Genomic DNA, 25,550 nt, shown 5'->3' on the forward strand with positions numbered 1-25,550 from the left:
GTTCAACTCTTTACCGGCATAGCGGTGATCCGGCCCCTATCGGCCACCAATGACGACATTCGCGCAGCGATCTCCCGCTCTCCCATCACGACTTCGGAAACACCAAGCTGTTCGAGATGCTCGACCTCCGCATCGGAATGTGCCCGCGCGATCACGCGGATTTCCGGGTTGAGCTCACGCGCATGCGCAGCGATCGCTCCCGCCTCGAAGCCTTCGGGAATCGCGATCAACAGCTTGCCCGCCTGCGTGATGCCAGCAGCTTCGAGCGTTCGTGGATCTAGTGCGTCGCCGTTCAAGATCTCCACGCCGTCGGCTTCTGCCTGCCGGACCGTGTCCGGCTGATCCTCGATGACGATGAAGGGCCTTCCCCGGTTCTTCAGTTCCCGGGCGATCAGATGACCAACCCGACCATAGCCGACGAGGATGACGTGGCCTTGGGTGGCGGGCTGCTGCGGTGGCTGCTCGTCTGCCGCCGCTTCCTCTGGTCGGCTCACGATGAGCGAAAAGAGGAAGGGGTTGAGGAAGATCGATATGATCGCGCCTGCCAGGATCAGGTCGCGACCTTCGGATGGTAGCATGCCGAGTTGCGTTCCCAGTGCGGCCAGGATGAACGAAAATTCGCCGATCTGCGCGAGGCTGGCGGCGATCGTAAGCGCTTTGCCACTCGAATAGCCGAAGGCGCGGACGATGACGAAGGCCGCGATCGATTTGCCAATGATGATGATCCCGACCGTTGCCAGCAGCGGAAGCGGCTGCTCGATCACCACCGCCGGATCGAACAGCATGCCGACGGATACGAAGAACAGGACCGCAAAGGCATCGCGCAGCGGCAACGTCTCTTCCGTCGCCCGGCGGCTGAGCGGAGTCTCGCCCAGGATCATGCCCGCAAAAAAAGCGCCAAGTGCGAACGAGACATCGAACACGAAGGCTGCACCGAACGCGACTCCCAATGCGATGGCCAGAACGGCCAGGCGGAACAGTTCGCGCGAACCGGTATGCGCCACCCAATGGAGGGCGACGGGGATCAACCGGCGGCCGACGATCAGCATGAGCGCAATGAAGCCCGCCACCTTGAAAAGCGTGCCGGCCAGCGGCGCAACGAACGACGAGACACCGCTTTCGGCAGTTCCGTCGCCAATCTCGCCTATGTGAGGGTCCGCACCGGCGGCTTCATGGAGCAGGGCGGGGCGGCTGCGCTGACCAGCCCGGCCGCGACGACGGATGTGATCTTCACCACGCTGGGCCTGCGCGCCTCGACGACGTTCGACGTCAAGGGTGCGACCGTCACGGCGACCGGTACGCTCGGCTGGCGTCATGCCTTCGGCGATGTGACGCCGCTCTCGACGATGCGCCTTGCCGGCGGCGGCAATGCCTTCCCGATCGGCGGCGTTCCGATCGCCCGCGACGCGGCCGTGGTCGAAGCCGGCGTCAATGTGGCGCTGACGTCAGCCACGACGCTCGGCATCTCCTATGGCGGCCAGTTCGGCTTAGGAATGTCCGACCACGCCGCCAAGGCCAGCTTCAGCGTCAAGTTCTGAGCGTTCGGCAGTTGAGCATTCCGGCCAGCAGTGGTAGATCGTGCCCCCGATGACGTTCGCCGCCACCCGGACCACGCCGAAACCGACCACCACAGGTGGGGCGGTGAAGGTGCGCGCGCGGTAGACGGCAGACAGCGAGCAACACTTTCCAGGCCCCGCCGCTCGACGGGGCCTTTGTCGTTCCAGGGCGCCCGTCTCCGGCCCTACAGGAGAAGCGTCCATGTCCTATGCAGTCGGTATCGTCGGCGCGACCGGGTTGGTCGGCGGGCTGATGCGCGCGATCCTCGCGGAGCGCGACTTCCCGGTCGCCTCGCTGCGCCTCTTCGCCTCGGCGCGCTCGGCCGGCACGTCCATCCGGTGGAAGGACCGCGACATCGTCGTCGACGACGCGGCGAGCGCCGACTATGCCGGCCTCGACTTTGTCTTCTTCTCGGCCGGCGGCGCGACCTCGAAGCAGCTGGCGCCGAAGGTGGCCGCGGCGGGCGCGATCGTCATCGACAACTCCTCGGCCTGGCGCGCCGATCCCGACGTGCCGCTGGTCGTCTCCGAGGTCAATCCGCACGCGCTTGACTCGATCCCCCGGGGCATCATCGCCAATCCCAACTGCACGACCATGGCGGCCATGCCGGTGCTCAAGCCGCTGCACGAGGCGGCCGGCCTGCGCCGCCTGATCGCCAGCACCTACCAGGCGGTGTCGGGCGCCGGCATCGCCGGGGTGCGCGAGCTGGAGGAGCAGGTCGGCGCCACCGCATCCGGCTCCGGCGCGCTGGCGCATGACGGGCGCGCGCTCGACTTCCCGGCGCCGCACAAGTGGGCGGTGCCGATCGCGCACAACGTCGTGCCGCTGAACTACCGCATCGTCGAGGATGGCTACACCGAGGAGGAGATCAAGCTGCGCGACGAGAGCCGCAAGATCCTCGAGATCCCTGACTTGCTCGTATCAGGCACCTGCGTGCGTGTGCCGGTCTATACCGGCCATTCGCTGTCGATGAATGTCGAGTTCGAGCGGCCGATCTCGGTGCAGCAGGCCACGCAGCTGCTGAGCCGCGCGCCCGGCGTGGTGCTGAGCGAGGTGCCCAATCCGTTGGAGGCGACGGGCCGCGACGCGGTCTATGTCGGCCGCATCCGGCGCGACCCCACCGTGGCGCACGGCCTGGTGCTGTTCTGCACCGGCGACAACCTGCGCAAGGGCGCGGCGCTCAACGCGGTGCAGATCGCCGAGGTGCTCACGCAGCGAGCGGCCGCGCGGCCTGCGCCGCGCCGCGCGTCGGGCGAAAGGTGAGCATGATCGCCACGGCGCCCAGGCCGACGCCGAAGGAGCCGACATAGAGCCAGTTGTAGGACTGGAAGCTATCGAACACCCAGCCGCCGGCGACCGGCCCGAGCGCCATGCCGAGGCTGGCCAGCGCCGAGACGCCGCCGAACATGGTGCCCATGATGTGCGGGCCGAAATAGTTGCGCACCAGCACGGCGTAGAGCGGCATGACACCGCCATAGGCGATGCCGAAGACGACGGAGAGCGCGTAGAACTCGCCCAGCGCGCCGACGAAGAGATAGGTGCCGGCTGCGGCGGCCTGCACCAGCAGGCCGACGACCAGGGTCGGCTTGACACCGACGCGGTCGGCGGTGACGCCCAGCAGCAGCCGGCCGGCGAGCCCGGAAAGGCCGGCGACGCTGTAGACCGTGACCGCGGTCATGGCGCCGATGCCGCACACCATGGCGTAGCTCACCATGTGGAAGATCGGACCGGAGTGCGCGGCGCAGCAGAAGAAATGCGTAAGCGCAATGGCGAAGAACTGCGGCGTGCGCAGCGCCCGGCCGGCGCTCATCGTGTAGCCGTCGCTCGGCGCGCCGCCGCCGCCGGCGGGGGTGAGCGCCAGCGTCACCGGCGGGCGGCGGATCAGCAGCGCCGCCGGGATCATCAGCACCCACAGCGCGATGCCGACGATCAGCATGGCGGTGCGCCAGTCATAGACGGTGATCAGATGGCGCACCGTCGGCGCGACGATCAGTGGTGCGGCGCCCATGCCGGCGGAGATCAGCGCCACGGCGAGGCTGCGGTTGTTCTCGAACCAGCCCGAGGCGGTGGCCATCAAGGGCGCGTAGAAGGCGCCGACGGCGATGCCGACGACGCCGCCGAAATAGACCTGGAACTCCAGCAGCGAGGACGCCTGGCTCGCCAGCACCGTGCCGATGCCCTGCAGGATGCTGCCCGCCAGCACCACGGCGCGCGTGCCGAAGCGGTCCGACAGCGCGCCCCAGAAGAAAGCGGCCAGCCCCATGCACAGGAAGTCGATGGTCATCGCGCCGGAGATGCCGGTCTTCGACCAGCCCGTGTCGGCCGCCATCGGCGGCATGTACACCGCCAGCGCGAACATGCTGCCCATGCTGAGGCAGCTCAGCACCATGCCGGCGCCGACCACGGCCCAGCCATAGGACAATCGCATTGTCCGCACTCCGATCCCTTGTTCGTTGCGGCCAGACTACGGGTTCGCGCGCGCCGCGAGTCAAGCCGGGCGGACGGATCGACACCAGCCATGCGCCGGTGTCATGATCGGGCCGTGTCGCCCCGGTCATGGAGGCAGGAATGCGTGGATCGTTCTTGGTCTGGCTGCTCGTCATCATCCCGCCGGTGGCCGTCGGCGGCTACTACATGTGGCGCCGCTATCGCCACTGGTTCAGGTAGGCGACTCCCTTCCCCCGGAGGGGGAAGGTGGCGCGCAGCGCCGGATGGGGGATGTCGAAGACGAAGGCGGTGTCCGTCTTCGACATCCCCCTTCCGCCCTTCGGGCACCTTCCCCCTCCGGGGGAAGGAAGTTCACGGCGTGGGCGCGAAGCTGTCGGCGCGGGCGACGCGCCAGGGCTCGGTGAAGCGCGGATCGTTGGTGCCGCGCAGGATCTCGCCCGGCTCGAGGAAGCGGTACAGCCGGTCGAAGCTCTTGACCTTGTTGGGCGCGATGCGCTGCGAGAAATGCCTCGGCTGCAGCTGGCTGGGATGGTCGAGCCCGGCCGAGGCCACGACCTCGGCCAGCGCCTTGAGCGTCGAGGCGTGGAAGCGATAGACGCGCTCGGCCTTGTCGGGCACGTCGAGCGCGCGCTGGCGCCACGGATCCTGCGTCGCCACGCCGGTCGGGCAGCGATCGGTGTGGCAGCTCTGCGACTGGATGCAGCCCACCGCCATCATGAATCCGCGCGCCGCGTTGCACCAGTCGGCGCCCAGCGCCATGGCGCGCGCGATGTCGAAGGCCGACGTGATCTTGCCGGCCACGCCGATGCGGATGCGGTCGCGGATGTTCAGGCCGACCAGCGCGTTGTGCACGAACAGCAGGCCTTCGCGTAAAGGCATGCCGATATGGTCGAGGAACTCCAGCGGCGCCGCGCCGGTGCCGCCCTCGGCGCCGTCGACGACGATGAAATCCGGATAGATCCCGGTCTCGAGCATCGCCTTGCACATGCCGAGGAATTCCCAGGGATGGCCGATGCACAGCTTGAAGCCCACCGGCCGCCCGTCGCTCAGCGCCCGCAGCTTGGCGATGAACGCCATCATCTCCAGCGGCGTGGCGAAGGCCGAATGGAACGGCGGCGAGATGCAGTCCTCGCCCTGCGGCACGCCACGCGTCAGCGAGATCTCGGGCGACACCTTGGCCGCCGGCAGCACGCCGCCATGGCCCGGCTTGGCGCCCTGCGACAGCTTGATCTCGATCATCTTGATCTGCGGCGCGGCCACCGTTTCGCGGAAGCGTTCCTCGCTGAACGTGCCGTCGGGGTTGCGGCAGCCGAAATAGCCGCTGCCGATCTCCCACACGATGTCGCCGCCGTTCTCCCTGTGATAGGGGCTGAAGCCGCCCTCGCCGGTGTCGTGATAGAAGCCGCCGCGCTTCGCGCCGGTGTTCAGCGCGCGCACCGCGTTGGCGCTGAGCGAGCCGAAGCTCATCGCCGAGATGTTGAACACCGAGGCCGAGTAGGGCTGCGTGCAGTCCGGTCCGCCGATCGAGACGCGGAACGGCTCGCTCGAAGGATGGCGCGCGACGATCGAGTGGTGCATCCATTCGAAGGCATTGCCGTAGACGTCGAGCTGGGTGCCGAACGGCTTCTTGTCGAGCTGGCCCTTGGCGCGCTGGTAGACGATCGAGCGCTTCTCGCGGTTGAACGGCGTGCCGTCGGTGTCGCTCTCCAGGAAATACTGGCGGATCTCGGGGCGGAACGCCTCGAGCAGGAAGCGGATATGGGCGGTGATCGGGTAGTTGCGCAGGATGCTGCTCTTCTTCTGCATCACGTCGTAGACGCCGAGGCCGACCAGCGCCGCGGCGATCAGGAACAGCACCAGGAAGCCGGCATAGACGAAGGACAGCACCAGCAGCACGATCGCCGCCACGATCGACAGCGTGAACGCCGCGTAGCGCGGCATGAAGGCGAGCGCGATCGTGCCCATGCAGGCGTTCCCCCCGATTGGATTTCTGTCTTCCTGGGACCGCCGGCGTCCCGCCGGCATCTTGAAGAGCCGGCGGGACGCCGGCGGTCCCACATGACAGTCAGCACCCGATTGTGAAGCGCCGCCGCCCACGACGGAAGACCCGCCATCCTCTTCCTTCCCCCGGAGGGGGAAGGTGGCGCGGAGCGACGGAAGGGGGATGTCTCAACCAGGCCGCTGTCCGTCTTCGACATCCCCCTTCCGCCCTTCGGGCACCTTCCCCCTCCGGGGGAAGGGATTGAATGGGTGGACGGCCGCGTCAAGGTCGGGAAGGATGCGCCACCACGGCCCGCGGGCAGACGGGCACAGGGAGGCAGAACACAATGAGCGTAGATTTCACCAGGCGGCCGCTGCGCCGCCGTACCCTTCTGGGCACCGCCGCGGCGCTGGGCGTCGCCGCGCCGGCCGTGCTGCGCGCGCAGACCGGCGACTGGCCCAAGGGCCAGATCCGCCTGGTCGTGCCCTTCCCGCCGGGCGGTTCGACCGACCCGATCGCGCGCCTGCTGGGCGCGCAGCTGACGGCCAACAACGGCTGGAGCATCATCGTCGACAACAAGCCGGGCGGCACCGGCGTGGTCGGCGCCGGCATCGTCGCCAAGGCGCCGCCCGACGGCCTGACCTGGCTGGTCGCCTTCGACAACCACATCCTCAATCCGCTGTTCACGCCGAACCTGTCCTACAAGGACGAGGAGCTGGCCAACGTCATGCTGATCGGCCGCGCGCCGCAGGGCATCGGCGTGCATCCCGACCGACCCTACAAGACCTTCGCCGAGGTCATCGCCGACGCCAAGAAGAAGCCCGGCAAGCTGGCCTTCAGCGTGCTGGCGGCGAGCCAGGCGCTGGTGCTGCTGCACCAGATGCAGGCCGACAACGGCTATGACATGAACGTCATCCCCTATAAAGGCGGCGGCCCGCTGCTCGCCGACGCGCTGGCCGGCCACACCGACATGGCGATCTCCAGCCTGGCGGCGCTGTCGCCGCACTTCCGCTCCAACAAGCTGCGGCCGGTGGCGGTGACCAGCGAGAAGCGCGCCGGCACGCTGCCCGACGTCTCGACCCTGATGGAGCAGGGCGTCAAGGCGCCGGCGTCCTATTCCTGGTGGGGCGTCTACGCGCCGGCGGCCACGCCCAAGCCGATCGTCGACCGCATGAACGCCGAGCTCGCCAGGGCGGCGCGCAGCGCGGAGATCACGGCGAAGTTCGTCGACCAGTTCAACATGGAGATCGTCGCCGGCTCGCCGCAGGAGTTCGCCGAGTTCCAGCGCAAGGAACAGGCGATCTGGGGCAAGACGATCCGCGAGAAGGGGCTGAAGCCGGAGTGATCGCCTCGGTCCCAGGCCGAGGCCATCGCCCGCAAGTCCGGAAGAAGCACTCTGCGCCGTCGCCCTGAGCGAAGCGGAGCGTGATCGAAGGGCCTTGCCACGACAAGCGCGCTGGTCTTGTCGATGGAAGGTCCTTCGACCTCGCGAAGGAGCGGCGCAGACGCCCCGCCTGGGCTTCGTTCAGGACGACGGACGCTTGAGCATTCGAAGTCCGGTCGAAGCGAGCTCATGCGCCACGGCGGAGCGACCCGCCATCCGCGCCACGCGATGCGGCCGGGGCGTCTTGCCAAGCGATGGTGGCCCATGCATCATCGATGCAGGCGGGTACCAGTCGTGACCATAGTCGTGTCGCCGAAGTGGACAATCGCCGCACATCTCTCTCTGTTGACGCGCTCGCGAGACTTCGGGCTTCGCGCCATCAAGTCATCGACCGATGCCCAGGAAGCGGGAGGTGACCATGCTGCTCAAGCAGTCAATGCTGATCGCCGCAAGCGCGGCACTCTTGTGGTCGACACCGGTCGTTGCCCAACCGCGATCCGGCAACACGGACCTCGGCAACGTCGAGTTCAAGACGTCATGCAATGCCGAGGCGCAGGCGAAGTTCAATCTCGCGATGGCCTACCAGCATTCGTTCTGGTACCGCGCTGCCACCGACACCTTCAACGAGGTGCTGAAGCTCGATTCCTCGTGTGCCATCGCGTATTGGGGCCTGGCCATGGCCAACCTGCGCAACCCCTATGCTCCGCCGCTGGCGGCGTGGCTGAAGGACGGCCTGGCCATGATCGACAAGGGCCTGGCGCTCGTCCCCAGGAGCGAGCGCGAAAAGGCCTATCTCGAGGCGCTCGGCAGCTTCTACCGCGACCACGACAAGCTGACGCACGGCGCGCGCCAGGTTGCCTATGCCAAGGCGATGGAGGCGCTGGCAGCGCGCTATCCCGATGACCAGGAAGCGCGAATCTACTGGGCACTGGCACTGGCGGCGTCTGCCTCGCCGGCCGACAAGACCTATGCCAATCAGCTCAAGGCGGCGAAAATCCTTGAGCCGATCTTTCAGGCGCAGCCGAAGCATCCCGGCGTCGCGCACTACCTGATCCACGCCTACGACTATCCACCGATCGCCAAGCACGGCGTCGAGGCGGCGAAGCGCTATGCCACCATTGCGCCGGACTCGCCGCACGCCCTGCATATGCCGTCGCACATCTTCACGCGCCTGGGCTATTGGCAGGACTCGATCGACGCCAATGCCGCTGCGGCGCGTGTCGCCAAGGCGCAGAACGAGGCGCAGGACGAGGCGCATGCGCTGGACTACCTCGTCTACGCCTTCCTGCAGACCGGCCGCGATACGTTGGCTGCCAGGGCGTTGGACGAGTTGCGCAAGATCAACCCCGGCAAGGGCCGCTTCGCGGCGCCCTTCGCCATGTCCGCGGCTCCGGCGCGTTACGTGCTGGAACGTGGCCAATGGACCGAGGCCGCATCCCTTGCGCTGCAGCCCGGCGAGTTCGCATACGCCGAGTCGCATCTGCATTTCGCGCGGGCTGTCGGCGCCGGGCACACCGGCAACGCCGCGCAGGCGCGCGAAGAAGCCGCCCGGCTCGCCGCGCTGGCCGACAAGCTGAAGGCGGCGAAGAACGACTACTGGGCCGTGCAGGTCGACATCCAGCACCGCGCGGCGCTGGCCTGGGCGGCCTGGGCCGACAAGCAGTATGATCAGGCGATCGCCGCCATGACGAATGTCGCGGACCGTGAGGATCTCACCGAAAAGCATGTCGTGACGCCGGGCCCGCTGCTGCCGGGACGCGAGATGCTCGGCGAGATGCTGCTGGCGCGCGGCAGGAACGTCGAGGCGCTGGCCGCCTTTGAGGCCGTCCTCGCCAAGGAGCCGAATCGCTTCCGGGCGCTGGCTGGCGCCGGCCGCGCCGCACAGGCGGCGGGCGACATGGCGAAGGCCAAGACGCACTTCCGGTCGCTGCTGGTCATGTGCAAGGAGGCCGATACCGAACGGCCCGAGCTGAAGCTGGCCCGCGACGTGGTCGGCGGCTGAGGATCATCCGCGGATCTCCGCGGCGAGGCATTCTCGACGGATCAACCGCGCCGGGACTGCGCGAGATGATGCGAATTGGTTGCCGTGCCGGCGGCGGATTCCTGCTCCTCCGGTTGGGCTGGAATCCGCCGATGGGCGCCGGCTTCGATTGACCGGCCATCCTTCGGTGGGGGTGCTACACTTGTATGGGTGCAGAGCTCGCCGAGATCTGGGGCAAGACGATCCGGGAGAAGGGGCTGAACCTGAGTGATGACGGTCAGCCTCGTGGCTGCGTCGCGGCCTTCTCGTCGCGCACCGGCCGCAGCAGGAGCCCTGCGGTCGGCGCGCTTCGCATGCGAACCGCGCTCGCGTACAGCCTAGTGCACGCTGACCATCCAGAGCCTGTGCGGACCAGTCAAGAAATAGGGGGGGGGTGCATGAGCTACGCAGAGAACGACGGGGTAAGAATTTACTACGAGATAGAGGGTAGCGGGCCCCCCCTTCTCTTGCAGCATGGCTTCAGCCAGAACCTCAATGACTGGCGCCAATTGGGATATGTCAAAGAACTGGCTTCGAGGTATCAAGTCGTCCTCATGGATGCTCGCGGTCATGGGCAAAGTGACAAGCCGCACGATCCCGAGGACTATTCAATTGACAAGCACGTAGCCGACGTTCTCGCCGTAATGAATGCCGCCGGCATCGAGCGGGCCCATTTCTGGGGCTATTCGATGGGCGGATGGATCGGGTTCGGACTGGTCATCAAATCCCCTGCGCGTCTCAACAAGGCTGTGCTCGGCGGCGTCCAGCCCTATGGCCGGCCAGCGCGACAGGGTGGTCCAGACGGCAGCAATGCAGAGGAGTTCGTGCGAGACTTTTGCAAAAGGATGGGAATCGACTTCGATACTCTGCCTGCCGACTTCCAGAACTACCTGCTGTCATCAGACACGAAGGCTTGGGTTGCTTCGTTGCAGTTGCCACGCGAGTCGCTCGAGAATGCGCTGCCTGGCATCAGCACGCCTTGCCTTCTCTATGCTGGGGACAAGGACGGCCTCTATGCGCAGGCCCAGAAGGCAGCATCCCAAATGCCTAATGCGTCGTTCGTCGGGGTCAGTGGCGCCCACGTACCGGCGTTCCTGGACTCTGCGGCGGTGCTGCCGCATGTCCTAAAATTCCTCGGCTGAACCGACCGAGCACGTTTGCGCGGAGTCCTCGAGAGGTCACAAGCTGGCAGTCTCGCCCAGCGGGCGGATCGAGACGCTCTGGATACGCAATGTGTCTCGCGCGACGCTATATGGGAAGCGCGCTTCGTGAGCGACCAAGCGCGCTGAGACTGAGCGAGATGATGCGAATTTGTCGCCGCGTCCGCGGCGGATTCCTGCTCCTCCGGTAGTGCTGGAATCCGCCGATGGGCGCGGGCTTCGATTGACCGGCGCCATTCCCCCGAGGGGAGCCGCACTTGCATGGGTGCTGCCTGCGAGGTTGTTGCTTGATGCCGCGCGCGGCTTCGGCCTGGCCACGGCGTGTGCGCCAGTCAGGCGGCGTCTCACACGGGCGCGCCCAGGCCGTTCATCGAGCGCATGAACGCCGTGCGCGCCTTCAGGCGTGCGATGCGACGGCGCCTTGAGCCTTTCTCGCGGGCAATCCGGGACCGGCTACATCCTCGACGTAGTAGGTGACGATCGGCTCGCGCTTGCCCTTGACGGGCATCGGCGGCATCGCGCGCAGCCTGAACCGGTCGTCGAGCGTCCTGCGAATATCCTCGGTGATCAGCAGGTCCACCTCGTGGACCGACGTCAATCCTTCGACCCTCGACGCGACATTGATCGGATCGCCGGTCACCGTGAACTTGTTGAGACTGCCAGCACCCATCACGCCGGCCACGACCTCGCCACCATGGATGCCGATGCCGAAGCGCAGCTCCGGCAGGGACTTCGCCCGAAGCTCCTCATTGTAGGCGGCGAGCGCGGCGCGCATGTCGAGCGCCGCCAGCACCGAGTCGCGGCCTTGCCAGGGGTTGTGCTCCAGCGCGCCGAACAGCGCGAGCAATCCGTCGCCCACGAGCTCGTTGATGTGGCCGTGATGGCTGGTGATGACCGCGTTCATGCGCCGGAAATACTCGTTGAGGATGCCCACCGTCACTGCCGGGTCGAGCCGGTCGCTGAGCGCGGTGAAGCCGCGCAGATCGGCGAACAGCATCGTTACCGCGCGTCGCTGCGGAACATAACCGCCGTGTTCCCCGGTCAGCTGCTCGACGACATCCGCCGGGACGAAATGCTCGAACTCGCGCTGGAGCTGCTCGAGCTTCTCGTGCGAGACCGCGACCAGCCTGTGCAGCTGTCTGGACCGGCGGCGCAACACCAGCACGCCTGCGCCAAGTCCAACGATGAGCGCGGCCATCGCCGCCAGCAGCCAGGTCAGCAGATTCTCGCTCATTCCAGCAACATCGCCAGCCTGACGGTGGCATTGGCCAGCGCGGCGACACCGACCGCCTCGAGCAGGGCCGCGTCGCCGATCTCGGCAGCCAGCGCGGCGGTCTGCTTCTGAACCACCGCCGTCTGGTAGTACACGGTGTCGCGCACCCAGGGCAGCAGCAGCGCGTCGCGTTGCGAGAGGCGCGGCGAACGCAGCGTAAGGATCGCGGCATCGATCTCCGCGTCGCTGAAATCCTCCTCGGCGAGCAATGCGCGCGCCTCGGCTTCGCTCCGGCGGCAGCCAAGCGTGCGGGCGACGACCGCGAACATCAGCGCCTTCACCGCTCTGGGCAAGACGGCTGAGGCGAAGGCGCTGTCGAGGCCCGCCCTGAAGATCGTGGCGCCCGGCAGGCCGGCCAGGGTTGCCACGACGCTGCCGAACGGGCCGGCCTGGAGTGTAGCGGCGTCCAGCATTGCCGGCTGCGCGGGCTTCTGCATCGACATGAGTATGCGCACCACCGGCGCCATCAGGCGTCCGGCAAAACTGTTCGCCATGCGCTCGAACGCCCGCTCCGGCGGACAGGCGATGAGAATGCCGATCCGATTGTAGTAGCAACCGAGCGCGATCAGCATCGCCATCTCGCTGACGGCAAGCGGCGAAAATCCCAGCGCGACCAGCGCATCGTAATCCGCCTTCATCGGGCGCGGCCGCGAGCGCGCCAGGCTGCGGCAGAAGGCGATGAAGGCCCGATCCTTCTCGTCGAGCTCGGCGAATGTCGCGTCCTGCTCGATGCGGTTGATGAAGGCTTCCGAATAGCCCAGCACCTTCATGTACGCCCGGTTGGCGCCGTAGCAGTAACGGCAGGAATTCTCCTGCGCTGTGACCAGGGCGCCGATGTTGAACAGCCGGGGCGGCATCGCGGCCGGCCGGTAGGAGGTCATCGATACGCAGACCTCACGCACCCAGGGGCTGAGCGCCACCCGTCGATCGACTTCGCTGACCTGCCCGGCGCGGCGCTTCACCTCGCCTTCCCAGGTCGGATCGGAAACGGGCGAGAGGATCGACTGCCCCCATTCGATCTGGTCCAGAAGCTGGGCCATCGCGGGCCTCCACTGGTTGGACGACCAATCTTACCCGGGCGGGTGCGAGCTTCACCAGAGCGTCGGAACGCTCGAGGTTGCCGCCCCATCCACGGCGCTGCCAGAACCAGTCCTCGTTGAGGCTTTCGGTGCGATCGATTGCGAACGACGGGCGCTGATGCGCCGCTCCACTATGCCGCGTGGGTATCCATGCTGGGCGGCTGCCAGGTCCACCCGCGATCGGTGCTGTGCCACACCGGGCTGCGCATGCCGTCCAGTGCGCGTCAGGGTCCGACGGCAGCCGGCGGAATATCCGGGCCGATCTGCAACGTGAAGAACCCGGCCGCCCCGCCGGCCTGGTCGCGTCCCGCGCCGATGCGCAGGTTGAGATCCGCGCCCCAGCTGGTGCGGCCCTGCACGCTCAACGCGCCGCCCGAGAACAGATACTGCGGCTGCTCCTTCAGGATCGCGTCCTTGTCGGCGAACAGCTGCAGGCTGACATCGAGATCGGTGGCGAAGCGGTACCGCCGCCCCAACCCCACCGACAGGCCGAGCCAGCGCGAATCGAGCGCCGAGCCGGCGACGGTCCCGTCGACGCCGTCGTAGCGCGGGCGCCCGGACGGATCGACGGCACCGATCGAGAACGGCTCGCCGGTGACGACGTTGGTCGCGCCCGGAACCGTGACCGGCCGCCACAGGGCGCCCGGCCCGGCATCGCCGATCAGGCCCGCGAGCTTGTCCCACAGCGGGCTGCCGGCCGAGAGCAGGCTGTTGCGTGCCGATTGCGTCGGCGTCAGGCTCGTGTTGAGACGCAGCGCGTTCGTCATGTTGCCCATCGCCGGCTTCAGCACGTCGTCGAGTCCGGCGAAGAGATTGGTCCCCAGCGGCCTCAGGCCGCCGCCGGGCATGTATCCGCACCAGCCCATCTGCGGCTGCAGCAACGCCGGATCGAGGGTGAGGTGAAAGTCGCCGAGCAGCCCCGTGCGCGGCGGCCGGTAGCCACCCTGCAGGAATGACGACGACAGCTGGAAATCGGACATGTCGGCCTCCCCCGAACTCTGCCCACCACAGAGGCAGCGTGGGCGCGGTTCAAGGCGGAAATGAGGCGACGCTCATTCGCCCTTCGACGCCGTCGAGGGCTGAAGCCGGAGGGGGCCCTCAAGATGAAGAGGCCGTTTGCGATCGCCGCCGGCCGTGCGGTGTGTAGACGGTAAGGAAGAGCTTCCGCTTGCTGGAAAGCGTGTTGGATGCGCGCGGACGACAGTCCGCAGGCTGATGGTCCCGCCCTTGTGGCGGGGCCATCAGCCTTCTTTGCCGTGGTTTCCCTACCGACTTCCCATTGGTAGGCTGCCGACCTGCTGGACTGGCGCGACCACGAGGCCGTGGTTTCCCTACCGACTTCCCATTGGTAGGCTGCCGACCTGCTGGACTGGCGCGACCACGAGGCCGTGGTTTCTCTACCGACTTCCCATTGGTAGGCTCCCAGGGATCGCGCGGGCGTCCACCCGGCGGCCGTGGTTTCCCTACCGACTTCCCATTGGTAGGCTGTCAGCGCCGCCCATCCGCGAATGCTCATGGCCGTGGTTTCCCTACCGACTTCCCATTGGTAGGCTATCGGCACCGCGTTCCTGCCGTGGCGCCGGGCCGTGGTTTCCCTACCGACTTCCCATTGGTAGGCTCAGACCGCCGAAGACGCGCGCGCCTTCGCTGCCGTGGTTTCCCTACCGACTTCCCATTGGTAGGCTCAGACCGCCGAAGACGCGCGCGCCTTCGCTGCCGTGGTTTCCCTACCGACTTCCCATTGGTAGGCTTCTACCTGAAGCACGTTGACAGTCGGGAAGGCCGTGGTTTCCCTACCGACTTCCCATTGGTAGGCTTTGATCTCCGCGATGATCCTGGCGACATCGGCCGTGGTTTCCCTACCGACTTCCCATTGGTAGGCTACCGCTCGGAGAGCGGATACCAGATCGCGGGCCGTGGTTTCCCTACCGACTTCCCATTGGTAGGCTGCGAAGGCGATGTTGCGCGCCGGATCGTGCGCCGTGGTTTCCCTACCGACTTCCCATTGGTAGGCTATCGACGATCTCGTCACGATCGCCGAAGTCGCCGTGGTTTCCCTACCGACTTCCCATTGGTAGGCTCGAAGGCCTGGAGGATCGGCGTCAGCGTGCGCCGTGGTTTCCCTACCGACTTCCCATTGGTAGGCTCTGCTGTCGGTCTGCGGCCGCGCGGTTTGGGCCGTGGTTTCCCTACCGACTTCCCATTGGTAGGCTGTCGTGATGTTCGTCTACCGCGACGAATACGCCGTGGTTTCCCTACCGACTTCCCATTGGTAGGCTTCGCAGGCCATCCTGCCGCTCGAGCTTGAGGCCGTGGTTTCCCTACCGACTTCCCATTGGTAGGCTGAGAATCCGCTCAAGGGCCGCGTCGAGACGGCCGTGGTTTCCCTACCGACTTCCCATTGGTAGGCTGACCAATTGGCGATGTTGACCGGCGCGTCGGCCGTGGTTTCCCTACCGACTTCCCATTGGTAGGCTGGCAACGAGGAATCGCTGACGACATACAGCGCCGTGGTTTCCCTACCGACTTCCCATTGGTAGGCTTTGAGGGGGTTTCTTGCGCGCGCCGGCCGCGCCGTGGTTTCCCTACCGACTTCCCATTGGTAGGCTTCGATCACGTTGGACAGCATGCTTTCGGCCGCCGTGGTTTCCCTACCGACTTCCCATTGGTAGGCTTTTGGAGGGGGTGTCTTGTCCATACGGACCGCCGTGGTTTCCCTACCGACTTCCCATTGGTAGGCTGCGTCGCCGGCCGAGAAGCGCGTGCCGTCAGCCGTGGTTTCCCTACCGACTTCCCATTGGTAGGCTGTCACGGGGATGACGTAGTAGGGCGTGCCGGCCGTGGTTTCCCTACCGACTTCCCATTGGTAGGCTCCTTCGGATCAGTCAGCGTCCAGTGGAGGAGCCGTGGTTTCCCTACCGACTTCCCATTGGTAGGCTATCAAGTGGTCGGAAGCGGCGAGCTTCTGAGCCGTGGTTTCCCTACCGACTTCCCATTGGTAGGCTCGCTTCGCGGCAACGGGTTAAACCTGCTCTGATTTCCGCTCTCATTTGAGAGCCGAAATCAGAGCAGAACCATTTGCTGGGGGGCGACTCGCTCGGTTTTTTTCGCCTCGCCAAGCAGCAGACGCATACGGGCATATTGCTTATCCGTCACCTGGAGCACGCGCACGCTGCCCTTCTTCGGCAGATTCTTCGTCACGCGCTGGACATGCTTCGAGGCCGCATCCTCCCCTCGCGCCACCCGCGCGCAAACGGAAAACTGCAGCATCATATAGCCGTCGTCCTTTAGGAAGTTGCGGAAGCGGGTCGCCGTGCGGCGCTCCGCCTTCGTGCCAACAGGCAGGTCGAAGAAGACGAACATCCACAAGACACGAGTCTCCTCGGCCTTCACTTGGCGAACGCCGGCAGTTCCAGCACGGTGCTGGTGCCACTGTCGATCGCGCGTACAAGTGAGGCCGCCGCCTTCTCGCTCGCCGCGAGCAGGGTCATTGTCTCGTGCGCCATGGCGCAATCGGCCAGCATGACTCCCGCCAACTTGCGGCGCTGGTCGAGCGTTAGTTCATCGCGCGCGGCGCGACCTTCGCCGATCACGCGCCAAGCCAGCACATCGACGAACGGCCGGAACGGCTCCACCATATCGTCGGCGAGATTGAAGGCGTTTGTCGCGCTGGCGTGATTGACACCCAAAGCCGGCAAGAGTCCGGCGGCGACGAGTGCTCGTGCGACGCAGGAGCGAATCACCGCATAGCCGTAATTCAGCATCATGTTCCGAGTGTCGCCCGCATCCTCGCGGCGGAACCCGTCGAACAAGCAACTCCAATACTCCTCGCAGCGCGGGCCTCTACATTGACAGTGTCGCCACTGTCGACCAATCGCGCCATGGCGATCAGGCCGCGTGCGCCGGCGCGGCCGACTTCGCCGAGGGCGGCCGCCTGATTGACGATCTTCGCCTGCACGATCGCCTGCCACAGGCGCTTCTTGAGCGGCGTACTCATGTTCGCCTGCGCCAGCGCGATGCCGCCTTGGCGGAAGTGACGGTGAAAGGGCAGGGTAACGCCGCTCGGCGTATGGGTCGCATCGGTGGCGATCAGTGCAATACCGTTCTCCATACATGCGGAGAGCAGCGTCGAGGTCAATGTCGCGTGTGGCGCGTCGAGCACGATCCAGGCGATATCTTCGAGTGCCAGACGTACCTCGCCGTCGTCTTGTGCGACGACGATCTGACCATCGGCGACGGTCAGGCGCGCGGACTTGCTTATGTGCAGGCCACGCCACGCCATGTGCGGGTTTCTCGCTGGATTTCATGCCGTCGACCGAGGCGGTCGACCTGAAACTTCCGAAAGACCTTCAGGCTGCGCGCACCGATGCCGGTGATCATTGCTTGCAGCGTGTCGTGTGGCGAGATCTTGATCGCGCCCGTGTTCCGATCGAGTGCGCGGAAATACCCATGGATGCATGTGCCGTCTTGCTTCTCAATCTCAAGGAACGACAATTGACTCAAGCTGAATAGGAACTCGTGATCGGCTGTAAGCGGCTCCTCCTCGCCACCGCCCCGCACATATGCGCTTGGAGCTTGGGGGAAGTCCTCTTTGGAGGCGACTTGATGCGGATAAACCGGCACCAGAAAATACTCGGTAGTGCCCCTCCTATTCGGCTTCCGGAACACGTCCACGCGCACCATCTCGCCCCGGTCGGCGGCGCCGTCGCGGATCAGCACATCGGCCTTCTTGTTAGTGGTGAGGCTCACCTTGCGGATGGGATCGCCCTTCGGCGACAGCGGCGGCCTGTCCTTTGGTTTGCCCGCCATGACCCAATCGCGCAGCGCCGACACGACGCGGTGATTACGCTCGGCGTCTTTGATGCGGTCGAGGTCCTTCTCGTTCAGCGTCTCCACCGATTTTCGCTCATGGACAACAGGCCCATTCTCGTCTTTGCCTATGGCACGAATGGTTGCCGCATGAGCTTCTCCGCGCACGCGTCCGCGTTCGGCCCGGCTAACGAAGATGTGTGGGAAGAGCGCATCCACGTCTTCCTTGAAGTTGGGCCACGGCATGGGAAACTTCGCGATGAAGCGGCTGGAGCCGCGTTCCTCCTCGATCTGTGCGGCGCGCGTCAGGCGGTTGAGCGCTCCTTCGGTCGTGGCCGCGACGATGAGCGCATCCAATGCGTGATGCCGGTCGTCGGGAATACGCTTACCGTCCTTGTCCTTTTTCAGACCCTGAACGCCCCAAGCGCGCCGCAACCGGTCGGTCAGCGCGCCTGGGCGCGTGAACACACGGCGAGAACCATCCACGGGATACATGCCTCTCAGCATGTCGGCGAGCAGACGTGTCGCATACTGTGTGTCAGTAAGATTGCGCGGTCGAAATTTTTCTTCGAGAACCTTGGCATCGCGCAGAAGGTAGTTGCGCTTCTTGCGTCCCTTGAATGCCTTGTTCGTCTCGACTCTTGTGGCAAACGCCTCCCATGCCTCTTCTGTTCGCACTTGCTTGAACCATTCGAACGGCGTCAGTCCCTTCTTGTCCTGGTTCTCCTTGGCAATGCACAGCGTCTTGTTGATGAAACTGTCGTCCCCTGATCGACTCCACGGCAGGATGTGATCGACTTGGACGCGGTTGTCCGAGGAGACGATCCAGTCCGGGTGGATCTCGCTATCCGAGTAAAAGCAGCGGCCAGCCTGTTCTTTCCATAGCTCGAAGCGCAGCAGATCCTCGGCGTTCGCGGCTTCGCGTCCAACCGTGCCCCGGTATTCTTCGCGCAGACGGTCTTTGGCCTTGTTGCGCTTCTCGATACCGCTCGTGATCTTGTCACGCTCTTCCTTGCTCTTGCCGACATCGCGCGCCAACTCGATATGAATGGCGCCTGGTAGGCCGTATTCACGTACGATCGCCCGAACTTGCCTCACGGCTTCACCGAGCGCCTTGCGGGCGACGGGATTGCCGATGGCGGAGAGATCGGTTTCGGGGCGGCGCGCGTGGTCATAGCCCGAGGCCGTGCAGGCTTCCGAATAGACGAGCCCTCTCATGAGATGCGGCAGAATATTACGTGCTGCCTTGGCCGAGATGTGACCCGCACCCCTGAAGGTGGCGAAATCGCCCTCGACAACGCCCTTCATCAGTGCCTCTAGGACCAGCGGCTCGAAATCGATTTCCTCGAGGCCCTTGCGGATGGACTCGGGCGCCTCACGGAAGGTGATGATTGCAGCGGCACGGTCGACCTTGTCGGGCTGGTTCAACAGCGTCTTCCAGGCATCGCCCAGCACATTGCGGAATGCCTTGGTGCCGGCGGCCTGATCGCTTGATCGCGACGCGATCTCGCGCTTCCCTTCCTCCTCACGAGGGACATCGAACGAGTCCCCATCGCCGAGCTTTAGCAGCCCGCGCAACCGCTTGTAGGTCAGCTTGATACCCGGCGCGCCGAAGTCGGCCATCGCAAGGGAGATTTCCCCAGCTGTCAGTGTTCGCTCACCACCAGCGTAGCGAACGCTCAGCGTGCATAAGCGCGACGCGAGTCGGAACCGTTCGAAAGATGGGCTGTGCTTCGCGGCGCGGCGCTCGTCAGATTCAAATGGGCAGAATCCGACCCGATCGTCGCTATCCTGCAACGGCCGTTGAAAGAACGCGGTTTCGATGAACTGGCGCTGCAGATCAGGATTCGCGATGGCGTTTCCCATGCGCCGCTGCCGGTCGAATATCAGCACGACCTCGCGCTCCAAATCGTCGCGCAAGATGGAGCGATCAAAGTTGCCGTCGCGATTGCGCTTACGTGCGGCATAGGTCGCATCCTTGGCGAACATTTCGCCGACTGTGCGCCAGTCCTTCAGATGCTCACGCGTCCTCTCGATCGCGCCAAGCATCTTCGATGACTCCTCGTTGGCGTTCTTGCCCCGGTCGCGCTTGCTGTTCGACTTGAAGCCGCGGTGCTTCGCGATATGGCCTAAAGCCACCGCCAGCTCCGGCCCTTCGAGAGGGCGGTTCAGCGCCTCGGCCCGCAATGTCCAGGGGTTCAGGCCCATCGCCAGCACCTTCTTCGAATCGTCGGTCAGCAGTCCGTGGCTCTTGAGCAAAGCCCGTACCCCGTTCATCCGCTGCCTCCGGCGCTTGATGACGCGGCGCATGAGTCGGTTCTGACGTCTGATCTGATTGGTCGGCGTACGCTCCTTGGCGGTTTCCGGAGCATCGAAGCACCGAACGCCCATTGCGATGATGCGGCCGTCTCCGCTGTCGGCACCCTCAATCATCGCCCAGCCGCACGAGGCAATTCCGAGATCAATGCCCAGCGTCAGACTTTCCCGCAATACGGGTTCGAAAGCTGCCGTCATGGAGTCCCCCAACTCGAATTGCTATCTTGACGCAGACGGGCGATGGTGCTCAAGTATTTGTGGGAAGTCGGTTGGGAAACCACGGTAAAGTGGTTATCCACTGAAGGTTCAAACCCCGGACGTGGAAACGCGCTCCGGGGTTTTCCTCATTTGGGGCTGCGATGAGGTGAGCGTTCAGATGCAACGCTCAGTTGCTGACCGTTGCAGCTAATCCGTTGGCCTTTGGAAGGGTATGGTGCGTGCAAGGCTTCGCGCGTTAGGCGTAGAAGCGCGCTGATGTGGCACGCTGCGGGCTGCGAGCGCCAACCACGCATGACCGCGTGAATCGGACCGCGTAACAGACGGCAATTTTGCCGATTCCATCGGCATCGGAATGCCCTGTTCGACACCGCTAGGGGTTTAAATCGCGCCCTCCACGCCACAGGCGTACACCCGCTCCAGCACCAACCGCTGGAGTCCCCGATGCCCCGTGCCCGTCTGATCCCGCCCGAATTCTGGACCACGGAGGCGGTCGTCGACTGCGCGCCGATGGCCCGCCTGCTGCTGCTCGGGCTCAGCAACTTCGCCGACGATTTCGGCGTGCTGCCGCTGCGGCCGCGCACCTTGCGCCTGCAGGTCTTCCCCGGCGATTCGCTCGACGACGAGGCCGTGCGCGTCCTGATCGAGGAGCTGGCGGCGCGCGGCCTGGTGCGCCGCTACACGGTCGAGGACGTGGAATACCTGTCGATCGTCGACTGGGCGGTCCACCAGCGCGTCGGCAAGCGCGCCCGGCGCCGCTACCCGGCGCCCGACCATGGCGAACCCCATAGCAATCCATCGCAAGGCCCCGAGCCGGTCGCCGCCGAACCACCGCCGCCTGCGCCCGAAGCCGCCGCCTGCGATGCCGCGGCCGCGACGCCCGACCATAGCAATCCATTGCAAAGCCCCGAGCTGGCCGCCGAGGATCCGCCGCCCGCGCGCGAAGCCGCCGCCTGCGCTGCGACGGCCACGATGGCAGACCATAGCAATCCATCGCAGAGCCCCGGGCCGGTCGCGGCCGCGAACGACGACGCGGCCGAGGCCGCCTGGCACCAGGCCGTCGCCTCGGCGGTGCGGCGCAGCTGGGGCGCCGACCTGCCCGCCGACCTGCCGCTGCATGCCGCGCGCTGGCGCGCCGAGGGCCGCGACCTCGCGCGCGACGTGCTGCCGGCGGTCCGCAGGGTCGTGCGCGCCGCCGTCGAGCTCAACCGCCCGCTGCACCTCGCCCTGGCCGACGCCGCCATGGCAAACCATGGCAATCGGGCCGCGGCGTGATCATCCTCATGCCTTCCCCCGGAGGGGGAAGGTGCCCGAAGGGCGGAAGGGGGATGTCGAAGACGGACACCGGCTTCGTTGAGGCATCCCCCATCCGGCGCTGCGCGCCACCTTCCCCCTCCGGGGGAAGGTAAGGTTGAAGCCCAAGACCTTGGAACGGCGCGCCGTTGTGCCTGTCGCGCGCGGTTTGTCATGATGGCCGGATAACCGGAAGGACCCCACGCCCATGAAGCTCGCCATCCTCGACGACTACCAGAACATCGCCCTGGGCTATGGCGACTGGGACCGGCTGCGCGCGCGCGGCGTCGAGGTGACGGCCTTCGACCGCCATCTCGGCGAGCCGGACGAGGCGGCCAGGGCGCTGGCGCCGTTCGACCTCGTGCTGCTGATGCGCGAGCGCCAGCCGTTTCCCAAGGCGCTGATCGATCGGCTGCCCAACCTGAAGTTCGTCACGCTCACCGGCTCGCGCGCGCCCAGCATGGATCTCGCGGCGCTCACCGCGCGCGGCATCCCGGTCAGCAACACCGGCGCCGGCGGCTCGAGCGCGCCCACCGCGGAGCTGAGCTGGGCGCTGATCATGGACGCCACGCGCCACGTCACGGCCGGCGACCGGCTGGTGCGCAAGGGCGGCTGGCACAAGGGCCTGCCGATGGGTTTCGCGCTGGAGGGCAAGCGGCTGGGCGTGATCGGCCTGGGCAAACTGGGCTCGCGCGTCGCGCGCTACGCGAAGGCCTTCGACATGGAGGTGGTGGCCTGGAGCCAGAACCTCACGGCGGACAAGGCGGCGGAGGCCGGCGCGACGCTGGTGAGCAAGGACGAGCTGCTGGCGACGTCGGACGTGATCACCATTCATATGATCCTGAGCGGCCGCACGCGCGGGCTGATCGGCGCGGCGGATTTCGCCAGGATGAAGCGGGGCGTGATCTTCGTGAACACCTCGCGCGGGCCGATCGTCGAGGAGGCCGCGCTGGTCGCGGCGCTGAAGAGCGGCCACGTCGCCTCGGCCGGGCTCGACGTCTACGACGTCGAGCCGATGCGGCCGGGCCATGCGCTCGTCGAGCTCGACAACGTCGTGCTGTCGCCGCATCTGGGCTACGTCGTCGAGCCGGCCTTCCGCGCCTTCTACGCCGATGCGATCGAGAACTTCCTCGCCTGGCTCGACGGCAAGCCGATCCGCGTCATGAACCCCGAGACGGTGAAATGATTCCCTTCCCCCGGAGGGGGAAGGTGCCCGAAGGGCGGAAGGGGGATGCCTCAACGACTCCGATGTCCGTCTTCCACATCCCCCTTCCGTCGCTCCGCGCCACCTTCCCCCTCCGGGGGAAGGCAAAACGCAAACAGCCCGGCGGTGTGGCCGGGCTGTCTTCGTCTCGGCGGGCGAGGCGGTCAGTCGCGCAGGTTCTGCGTCCAGCCGTCGTTGTCGCCGGTGTCGACCTGGAAGAACATGCGCCGGTACTTGTCCGGCGGGCAGAGGTCGGAGGTGATGGTGAAGGGCTGGCGGCTGACGCAGATCGGGATGTTGCCCTTCCACTCCTTGTTGACGTTCTTGTTCTGGCCGTAGAGCAGGTAGTAGCGGTACTGGAGCTTGCCGCTCCACAGCACGGCGCATTCGCCCTTGGCGAACTTGTACCAGCCCTCCGAGATGATGATGTGGCCGCCCTGGGCGTTCTTCTTGCCGGTGTTCAGCGCCTTGGCCACCTCGATGTCGACCGAGGACAGATTGCAGAGCCGGAAGCTGTTCTGCGCCTGGGCTCCCCCCGATATCGCCATGGCGCCGATCACGCCGGCGACGATCGCCAGTTTACGAAGCATCGATCCTCTCCCTCTCGACTGTCGCCCTGCCGGTCCGGCAGACCCCGGATGGGGTTCACCCCAATACCCCGATCATACTCGCCTTTGCGCGTATCGCCAGAATCTCGTGATCAGAGACCCGTCAGGCGGTCGACCTCGGCGTCGCTCAGCCCGACCAGACGGGCGGTGTCGCGCAGCTGGCCCCAGGTCGTCTCGTCGACCGGCACGCCCCGGGCCAGCCGGTCGGCGCGCCGGGCGCGCTCGGGCTCGCCCGGGGTCAGCACCTGCTCGACGCCGGGCTGCGGCCTGGCCGACTTCACCCAGGCGATGAAGTCTTGCGAGTCCTTGCGCCAGATGCTCTCGCCGCCGAGCTTCGCGGGGTCGATGATCACCGACAGCATGTTGTTGACGATGTCGCCCGGCGGGCCCTTGGTGGTCTCCGGCGTCGCCGTCATGCCGCCGGTCAGCGCGCCCGAGAGGATGTCGCAGATCACCGCCAGCCCGCCGCCCTTGTGCAGGCCGAAGGGCAGGATGGCGCCGAACGGGCCGTTGCCCCACATCACCCCGGGATCGGCGGTGTGGTTGCCCTCGTGGTCGATCAACAGGCCGGGCTCCATCTCCTCGCGCTTGTTGTAGGCCACGCGCACCTTGCCCATGGCGACCTGGCTGGTGGCGAAGTCGAGCACGATGTGCTGGCCGTTCTCGCCCGGGATGGTGCAGCAATAGGGGTTGGTCGAGAAGCGCGCCTCCGCACCGCCGAACGGCGCGACCAGCGGCTTGTGGCCGTGCACGTTGACGTAGTGCATCGAGACCATGCCGGCATCGGCGCAGCGCTCGCCCCAGGCGCCGATGCGGCCGATGTGATGGCAGTTGCGCAGGCCGACGACGCAGACGCCGAACTGGCGGGCGCGCTCGATGCCGAAATCCATCGCCTCGCCGGCGACCACCTGGCCGTAGCCCTTGCCGCCGTCGACGGTGATCACCGCGCCGTTGTCGACGACGATGCGGGCATGCCAGTTGCGCTTGCAGTTGCCGGCGCGCGCGTTCTCGATGTAGCGCGGGATCATGCCGACGCCGTGGCTGTCGTGGCCGTAGAGATTGGCCAGCACCAGATTCTCGGCGACGATCCTCGCCTCGCCGGGCTCGCTGCCCTCCTTCTCGCAGATCGCCCGGATATACGCCGTCAACCGCTCGGCGTTGACCCTGACCTCGCCGACCTTGCCCGCACTCGCCGCCATCACCCGCTTCCTTCCCTTACGCACTCTTGGCCGCGAGGCTACGCAACGCGATGCCGTTCATGCAATCACTACCTTCCCCCGGAGGGGGAAGGTGGCGCGCGCAGCGCGACGGAAGGGGGATGTCGAAGACGGACTCCTGCGTTCGTCTTCGACATCCCCCATCCGCCCTTCGGGCACCTTCCCCCTCCGGGGGAAGGTAAGCGGTCAACTCGGATACCAGCCGGGCTTGCGCCTCTCGACGAAGCTGGCTAGGCCTTCGGCGGCCTCGTCGGTCTGGCGCTTGGCGGCGTGCTCGCGCACCAGCGTCGCCACGGCCTCGGCGTCGAGCAGCGAGCACGCCACCGCCAGGCTGCGCCGCTTGGTCTGCGCCGTCGCCTCCGGCGCGTTCATCAGGATGGCATCGACGATGCGCGCGCCGGTCGCCTCGAGCTCGGCGACGGGCACGACCTCGTGCACCAGGCCGACGCGGCGCGCCTCGTGCGCGTCGAAGCGCTCGCCGCTGAGCGCGTAGCGCCGCACCTGCCTGACGCCCATGGCGTCGACGAGCTGCGGGATGATGATGCCCGCCATCAGGCCCCAGCGCGTCTCGCTGATGGCGAAGAAGGCGTCCTCGGCGGCGACGACGACGTCGCAGGCGGCGGCGATGCCGGTGCCGCCGCCGATGCAGGCGCCACGGATCAGCGCCACGGTCGGGCAGGGCGCCTCGTTGAGCCGGCGCACCGCCTCGGCGGTCGCCAGCGAGGCCTGCTCGTTCGCCGCCGCGTCCTGCGCGCGCACGCCGCGGATCCACGCCAGGTCGGCGCCGGCCTGGAAGTGCCGGCCGTTGCCGCGCAGCACCGCGGCGCGCAGGCCGGGCGTTCGCTCCAGCGCATCGAGCGCGCGCAACAGGCCCTCGATCAGCGCGCCGTCATAGGCGTTGTTGACCTCGGGCCGGTTGAAGGTGACGGACGCGACGCCACGCCCATCGACCGTCAAAAGGACTGGATTTTCCGCCATCGATACC

The 25,550-nt window shown here is 66.4% G+C and carries 18 protein-coding genes, 1 pseudogene and 1 CRISPR repeat array; of the genes and pseudogenes, 7 read left to right on the plus strand and 12 right to left on the minus strand.

Annotation, left to right across the window (positions count from 1 at the left end):
- Positions 1-2: 2 nt before the first annotated feature.
- On the minus strand, positions 3-1,049 hold the full coding sequence (locus KF889_00330; GenBank protein MBX3497862.1) for a cation:proton antiporter: 1,047 nt from the start codon (positions 1,047-1,049) through the stop codon (positions 3-5).
- On the opposite strand from KF889_00330, the gene KF889_00335 reads away from it, so the two are divergent.
- The gene (locus KF889_00335; GenBank protein MBX3497863.1) at positions 996-1,538 is read left to right on the plus strand and encodes an autotransporter domain-containing protein; all 543 of its coding nucleotides are present in this window, start codon (positions 996-998) and stop codon (positions 1,536-1,538) included. The two genes, KF889_00330 and KF889_00335, sit on opposite strands and share 54 nt — an antisense overlap.
- A gap of 220 nt (positions 1,539-1,758) precedes the next feature.
- Positions 1,759-2,820, plus strand: coding sequence for an aspartate-semialdehyde dehydrogenase (locus KF889_00340; protein MBX3497864.1), 1,062 nt, complete (start codon positions 1,759-1,761; stop codon positions 2,818-2,820).
- On the opposite strand, the gene KF889_00345 is transcribed toward KF889_00340, so the two are convergent.
- Both KF889_00345 and KF889_00350 read right to left on the minus strand, forming a co-directional pair.
- Positions 2,765-3,985, minus strand: a complete 1,221-nt coding sequence (locus KF889_00345) for an MFS transporter (GenBank protein MBX3497865.1) — start codon at positions 3,983-3,985, stop codon at positions 2,765-2,767. The genes KF889_00340 and KF889_00345 overlap by 56 nt on opposite strands.
- Before the next feature lie 371 nt (positions 3,986-4,356).
- Positions 4,357-5,970 carry an FMN-binding glutamate synthase family protein gene (locus KF889_00350; protein MBX3497866.1) on the minus strand — a complete coding sequence of 538 codons (1,614 nt, stop codon included), beginning with the start codon at positions 5,968-5,970 and terminating at the stop codon, positions 4,357-4,359.
- Positions 5,971-6,332: 362 nt separating this feature from the next.
- On the opposite strand from KF889_00350, the gene KF889_00355 reads away from it, so the two are divergent.
- The 3 genes from KF889_00355 to KF889_00365 all read left to right on the plus strand — a co-directional run bounded on the left by KF889_00355 (position 6,333) and on the right by KF889_00365 (position 10,532).
- A complete protein-coding gene (locus tag KF889_00355) occupies positions 6,333-7,331 on the plus strand; it encodes a hypothetical protein (protein ID MBX3497867.1) in 999 nt (332 codons plus the stop codon).
- Between the two features lie 613 nt (positions 7,332-7,944).
- Entirely contained in the window at positions 7,945-9,372 is a 1,428-nt protein-coding gene (locus KF889_00360) for a hypothetical protein (protein MBX3497868.1), read from the plus strand.
- Positions 9,373-9,788: 416 nt separating this feature from the next.
- On the plus strand, positions 9,789-10,532 hold the full coding sequence (locus KF889_00365; protein ID MBX3497869.1) for an alpha/beta fold hydrolase: 744 nt from the start codon (positions 9,789-9,791) through the stop codon (positions 10,530-10,532).
- Between the two features lie 415 nt (positions 10,533-10,947).
- On the opposite strand, the gene KF889_00370 is transcribed toward KF889_00365, so the two are convergent.
- The 6 genes and pseudogenes from KF889_00370 to cas9 all read right to left on the minus strand — a co-directional run bounded on the left by KF889_00370 (position 10,948) and on the right by cas9 (position 20,225).
- On the minus strand, positions 10,948-11,784 hold the full coding sequence (locus KF889_00370; GenBank protein ID MBX3497870.1) for a hypothetical protein: 837 nt from the start codon (positions 11,782-11,784) through the stop codon (positions 10,948-10,950).
- Positions 11,781-12,863: a hypothetical protein gene (locus KF889_00375; protein ID MBX3497871.1), complete on the minus strand. Its 1,083-nt coding sequence runs from the start codon at positions 12,861-12,863 to the stop codon at positions 11,781-11,783. The genes KF889_00370 and KF889_00375 overlap by 4 nt, the downstream gene beginning before the upstream one ends.
- 263 nt (positions 12,864-13,126) lie before the next feature.
- On the minus strand, positions 13,127-13,882 hold the full coding sequence (locus KF889_00380) for a hypothetical protein (protein ID MBX3497872.1): 756 nt from the start codon (positions 13,880-13,882) through the stop codon (positions 13,127-13,129).
- A 273-nt stretch (positions 13,883-14,155) separates the two neighbouring features.
- Positions 14,156-15,907: a CRISPR direct-repeat array (repeat unit 36 nt; unit sequence GCCGTGGTTTCCCTACCGACTTCCCATTGGTAGGCT).
- Positions 15,908-15,965: 58 nt separating this feature from the next.
- Entirely contained in the window at positions 15,966-16,265 is a 300-nt protein-coding gene (gene cas2 / locus KF889_00385; protein MBX3497873.1) for a CRISPR-associated endonuclease Cas2, read from the minus strand.
- A gap of 26 nt (positions 16,266-16,291) precedes the next feature.
- Positions 16,292-17,184: pseudogene (cas1, locus tag KF889_00390) on the minus strand (type II CRISPR-associated endonuclease Cas1).
- The gene (gene cas9 / locus KF889_00395) at positions 17,160-20,225 is read right to left on the minus strand and encodes a type II CRISPR RNA-guided endonuclease Cas9 (GenBank protein ID MBX3497874.1); all 3,066 of its coding nucleotides are present in this window, start codon (positions 20,223-20,225) and stop codon (positions 17,160-17,162) included. Before cas9 ends, cas1 begins: the two are co-directional and overlap by 25 nt.
- 462 nt (positions 20,226-20,687) lie before the next feature.
- Here cas9 and KF889_00400 point away from each other — a divergent pair, with 462 nt between their 5' ends.
- The gene (locus tag KF889_00400) at positions 20,688-21,518 is read left to right on the plus strand and encodes a hypothetical protein (protein ID MBX3497875.1); all 831 of its coding nucleotides are present in this window, start codon (positions 20,688-20,690) and stop codon (positions 21,516-21,518) included.
- Positions 21,519-21,744: 226 nt separating this feature from the next.
- Positions 21,745-22,722, plus strand: a complete 978-nt coding sequence (locus KF889_00405) for a D-2-hydroxyacid dehydrogenase family protein (protein ID MBX3497876.1) — start codon at positions 21,745-21,747, stop codon at positions 22,720-22,722.
- 182 nt (positions 22,723-22,904) lie between these two features.
- Here the strand turns inward: KF889_00405 and KF889_00410 are convergent, their stop codons facing one another.
- From KF889_00410 to KF889_00420, 3 genes are all read right to left on the minus strand, one after another.
- Positions 22,905-23,330, minus strand: a complete 426-nt coding sequence (locus KF889_00410) for a DUF1036 domain-containing protein (protein MBX3497877.1) — start codon at positions 23,328-23,330, stop codon at positions 22,905-22,907.
- A gap of 110 nt (positions 23,331-23,440) precedes the next feature.
- Entirely contained in the window at positions 23,441-24,547 is a 1,107-nt protein-coding gene (locus KF889_00415; protein ID MBX3497878.1) for a malate/lactate/ureidoglycolate dehydrogenase, read from the minus strand.
- Between the two features lie 204 nt (positions 24,548-24,751).
- A complete protein-coding gene (locus KF889_00420) occupies positions 24,752-25,543 on the minus strand; it encodes an enoyl-CoA hydratase/isomerase family protein (GenBank protein ID MBX3497879.1) in 792 nt (263 codons plus the stop codon).
- Between the last annotated feature and the right edge of the window lie 7 nt (positions 25,544-25,550).

The organism is Alphaproteobacteria bacterium (assembly GCA_019635875.1).
Classification (GTDB): Bacteria; Pseudomonadota; Alphaproteobacteria; order Reyranellales; family Reyranellaceae; genus JAFAZJ01.

Coding starts and splice junctions, on each gene's coding strand:
- KF889_00400 (MBX3497875.1), top strand. CDS start 20,688: ATGCCCCGTGCCCGTCTGATCCCGCCCGAATTCTGGACCACGGAGGCG.
- cas9 (MBX3497874.1), bottom strand. CDS start 20,225: ATGACGGCAGCTTTCGAACCCGTATTGCGGGAAAGTCTGACGCTGGGC.
- KF889_00345 (MBX3497865.1), bottom strand. CDS start 3,985: ATGCGATTGTCCTATGGCTGGGCCGTGGTCGGCGCCGGCATGGTGCTG.
- cas2 (MBX3497873.1), bottom strand. CDS start 16,265: ATGTTCGTCTTCTTCGACCTGCCTGTTGGCACGAAGGCGGAGCGCCGC.
- KF889_00330 (MBX3497862.1), bottom strand. CDS start 1,049: ATGCTGATCGTCGGCCGCCGGTTGATCCCCGTCGCCCTCCATTGGGTG.
- KF889_00420 (MBX3497879.1), bottom strand. CDS start 25,543: ATGGCGGAAAATCCAGTCCTTTTGACGGTCGATGGGCGTGGCGTCGCG.
- KF889_00410 (MBX3497877.1), bottom strand. CDS start 23,330: ATGCTTCGTAAACTGGCGATCGTCGCCGGCGTGATCGGCGCCATGGCG.
- KF889_00340 (MBX3497864.1), top strand. CDS start 1,759: ATGTCCTATGCAGTCGGTATCGTCGGCGCGACCGGGTTGGTCGGCGGG.
- KF889_00380 (MBX3497872.1), bottom strand. CDS start 13,882: ATGTCCGATTTCCAGCTGTCGTCGTCATTCCTGCAGGGTGGCTACCGG.
- KF889_00355 (MBX3497867.1), top strand. CDS start 6,333: ATGAGCGTAGATTTCACCAGGCGGCCGCTGCGCCGCCGTACCCTTCTG.
- KF889_00360 (MBX3497868.1), top strand. CDS start 7,945: ATGGCCTACCAGCATTCGTTCTGGTACCGCGCTGCCACCGACACCTTC.
- KF889_00415 (MBX3497878.1), bottom strand. CDS start 24,547: ATGGCGGCGAGTGCGGGCAAGGTCGGCGAGGTCAGGGTCAACGCCGAG.
- KF889_00405 (MBX3497876.1), top strand. CDS start 21,745: ATGAAGCTCGCCATCCTCGACGACTACCAGAACATCGCCCTGGGCTAT.
- KF889_00365 (MBX3497869.1), top strand. CDS start 9,789: ATGAGCTACGCAGAGAACGACGGGGTAAGAATTTACTACGAGATAGAG.
- KF889_00350 (MBX3497866.1), bottom strand. CDS start 5,970: ATGGGCACGATCGCGCTCGCCTTCATGCCGCGCTACGCGGCGTTCACG.
- KF889_00335 (MBX3497863.1), top strand. CDS start 996: ATGCGCCACCCAATGGAGGGCGACGGGGATCAACCGGCGGCCGACGAT.
- KF889_00370 (MBX3497870.1), bottom strand. CDS start 11,784: ATGAGCGAGAATCTGCTGACCTGGCTGCTGGCGGCGATGGCCGCGCTC.
- KF889_00375 (MBX3497871.1), bottom strand. CDS start 12,863: ATGGCCCAGCTTCTGGACCAGATCGAATGGGGGCAGTCGATCCTCTCG.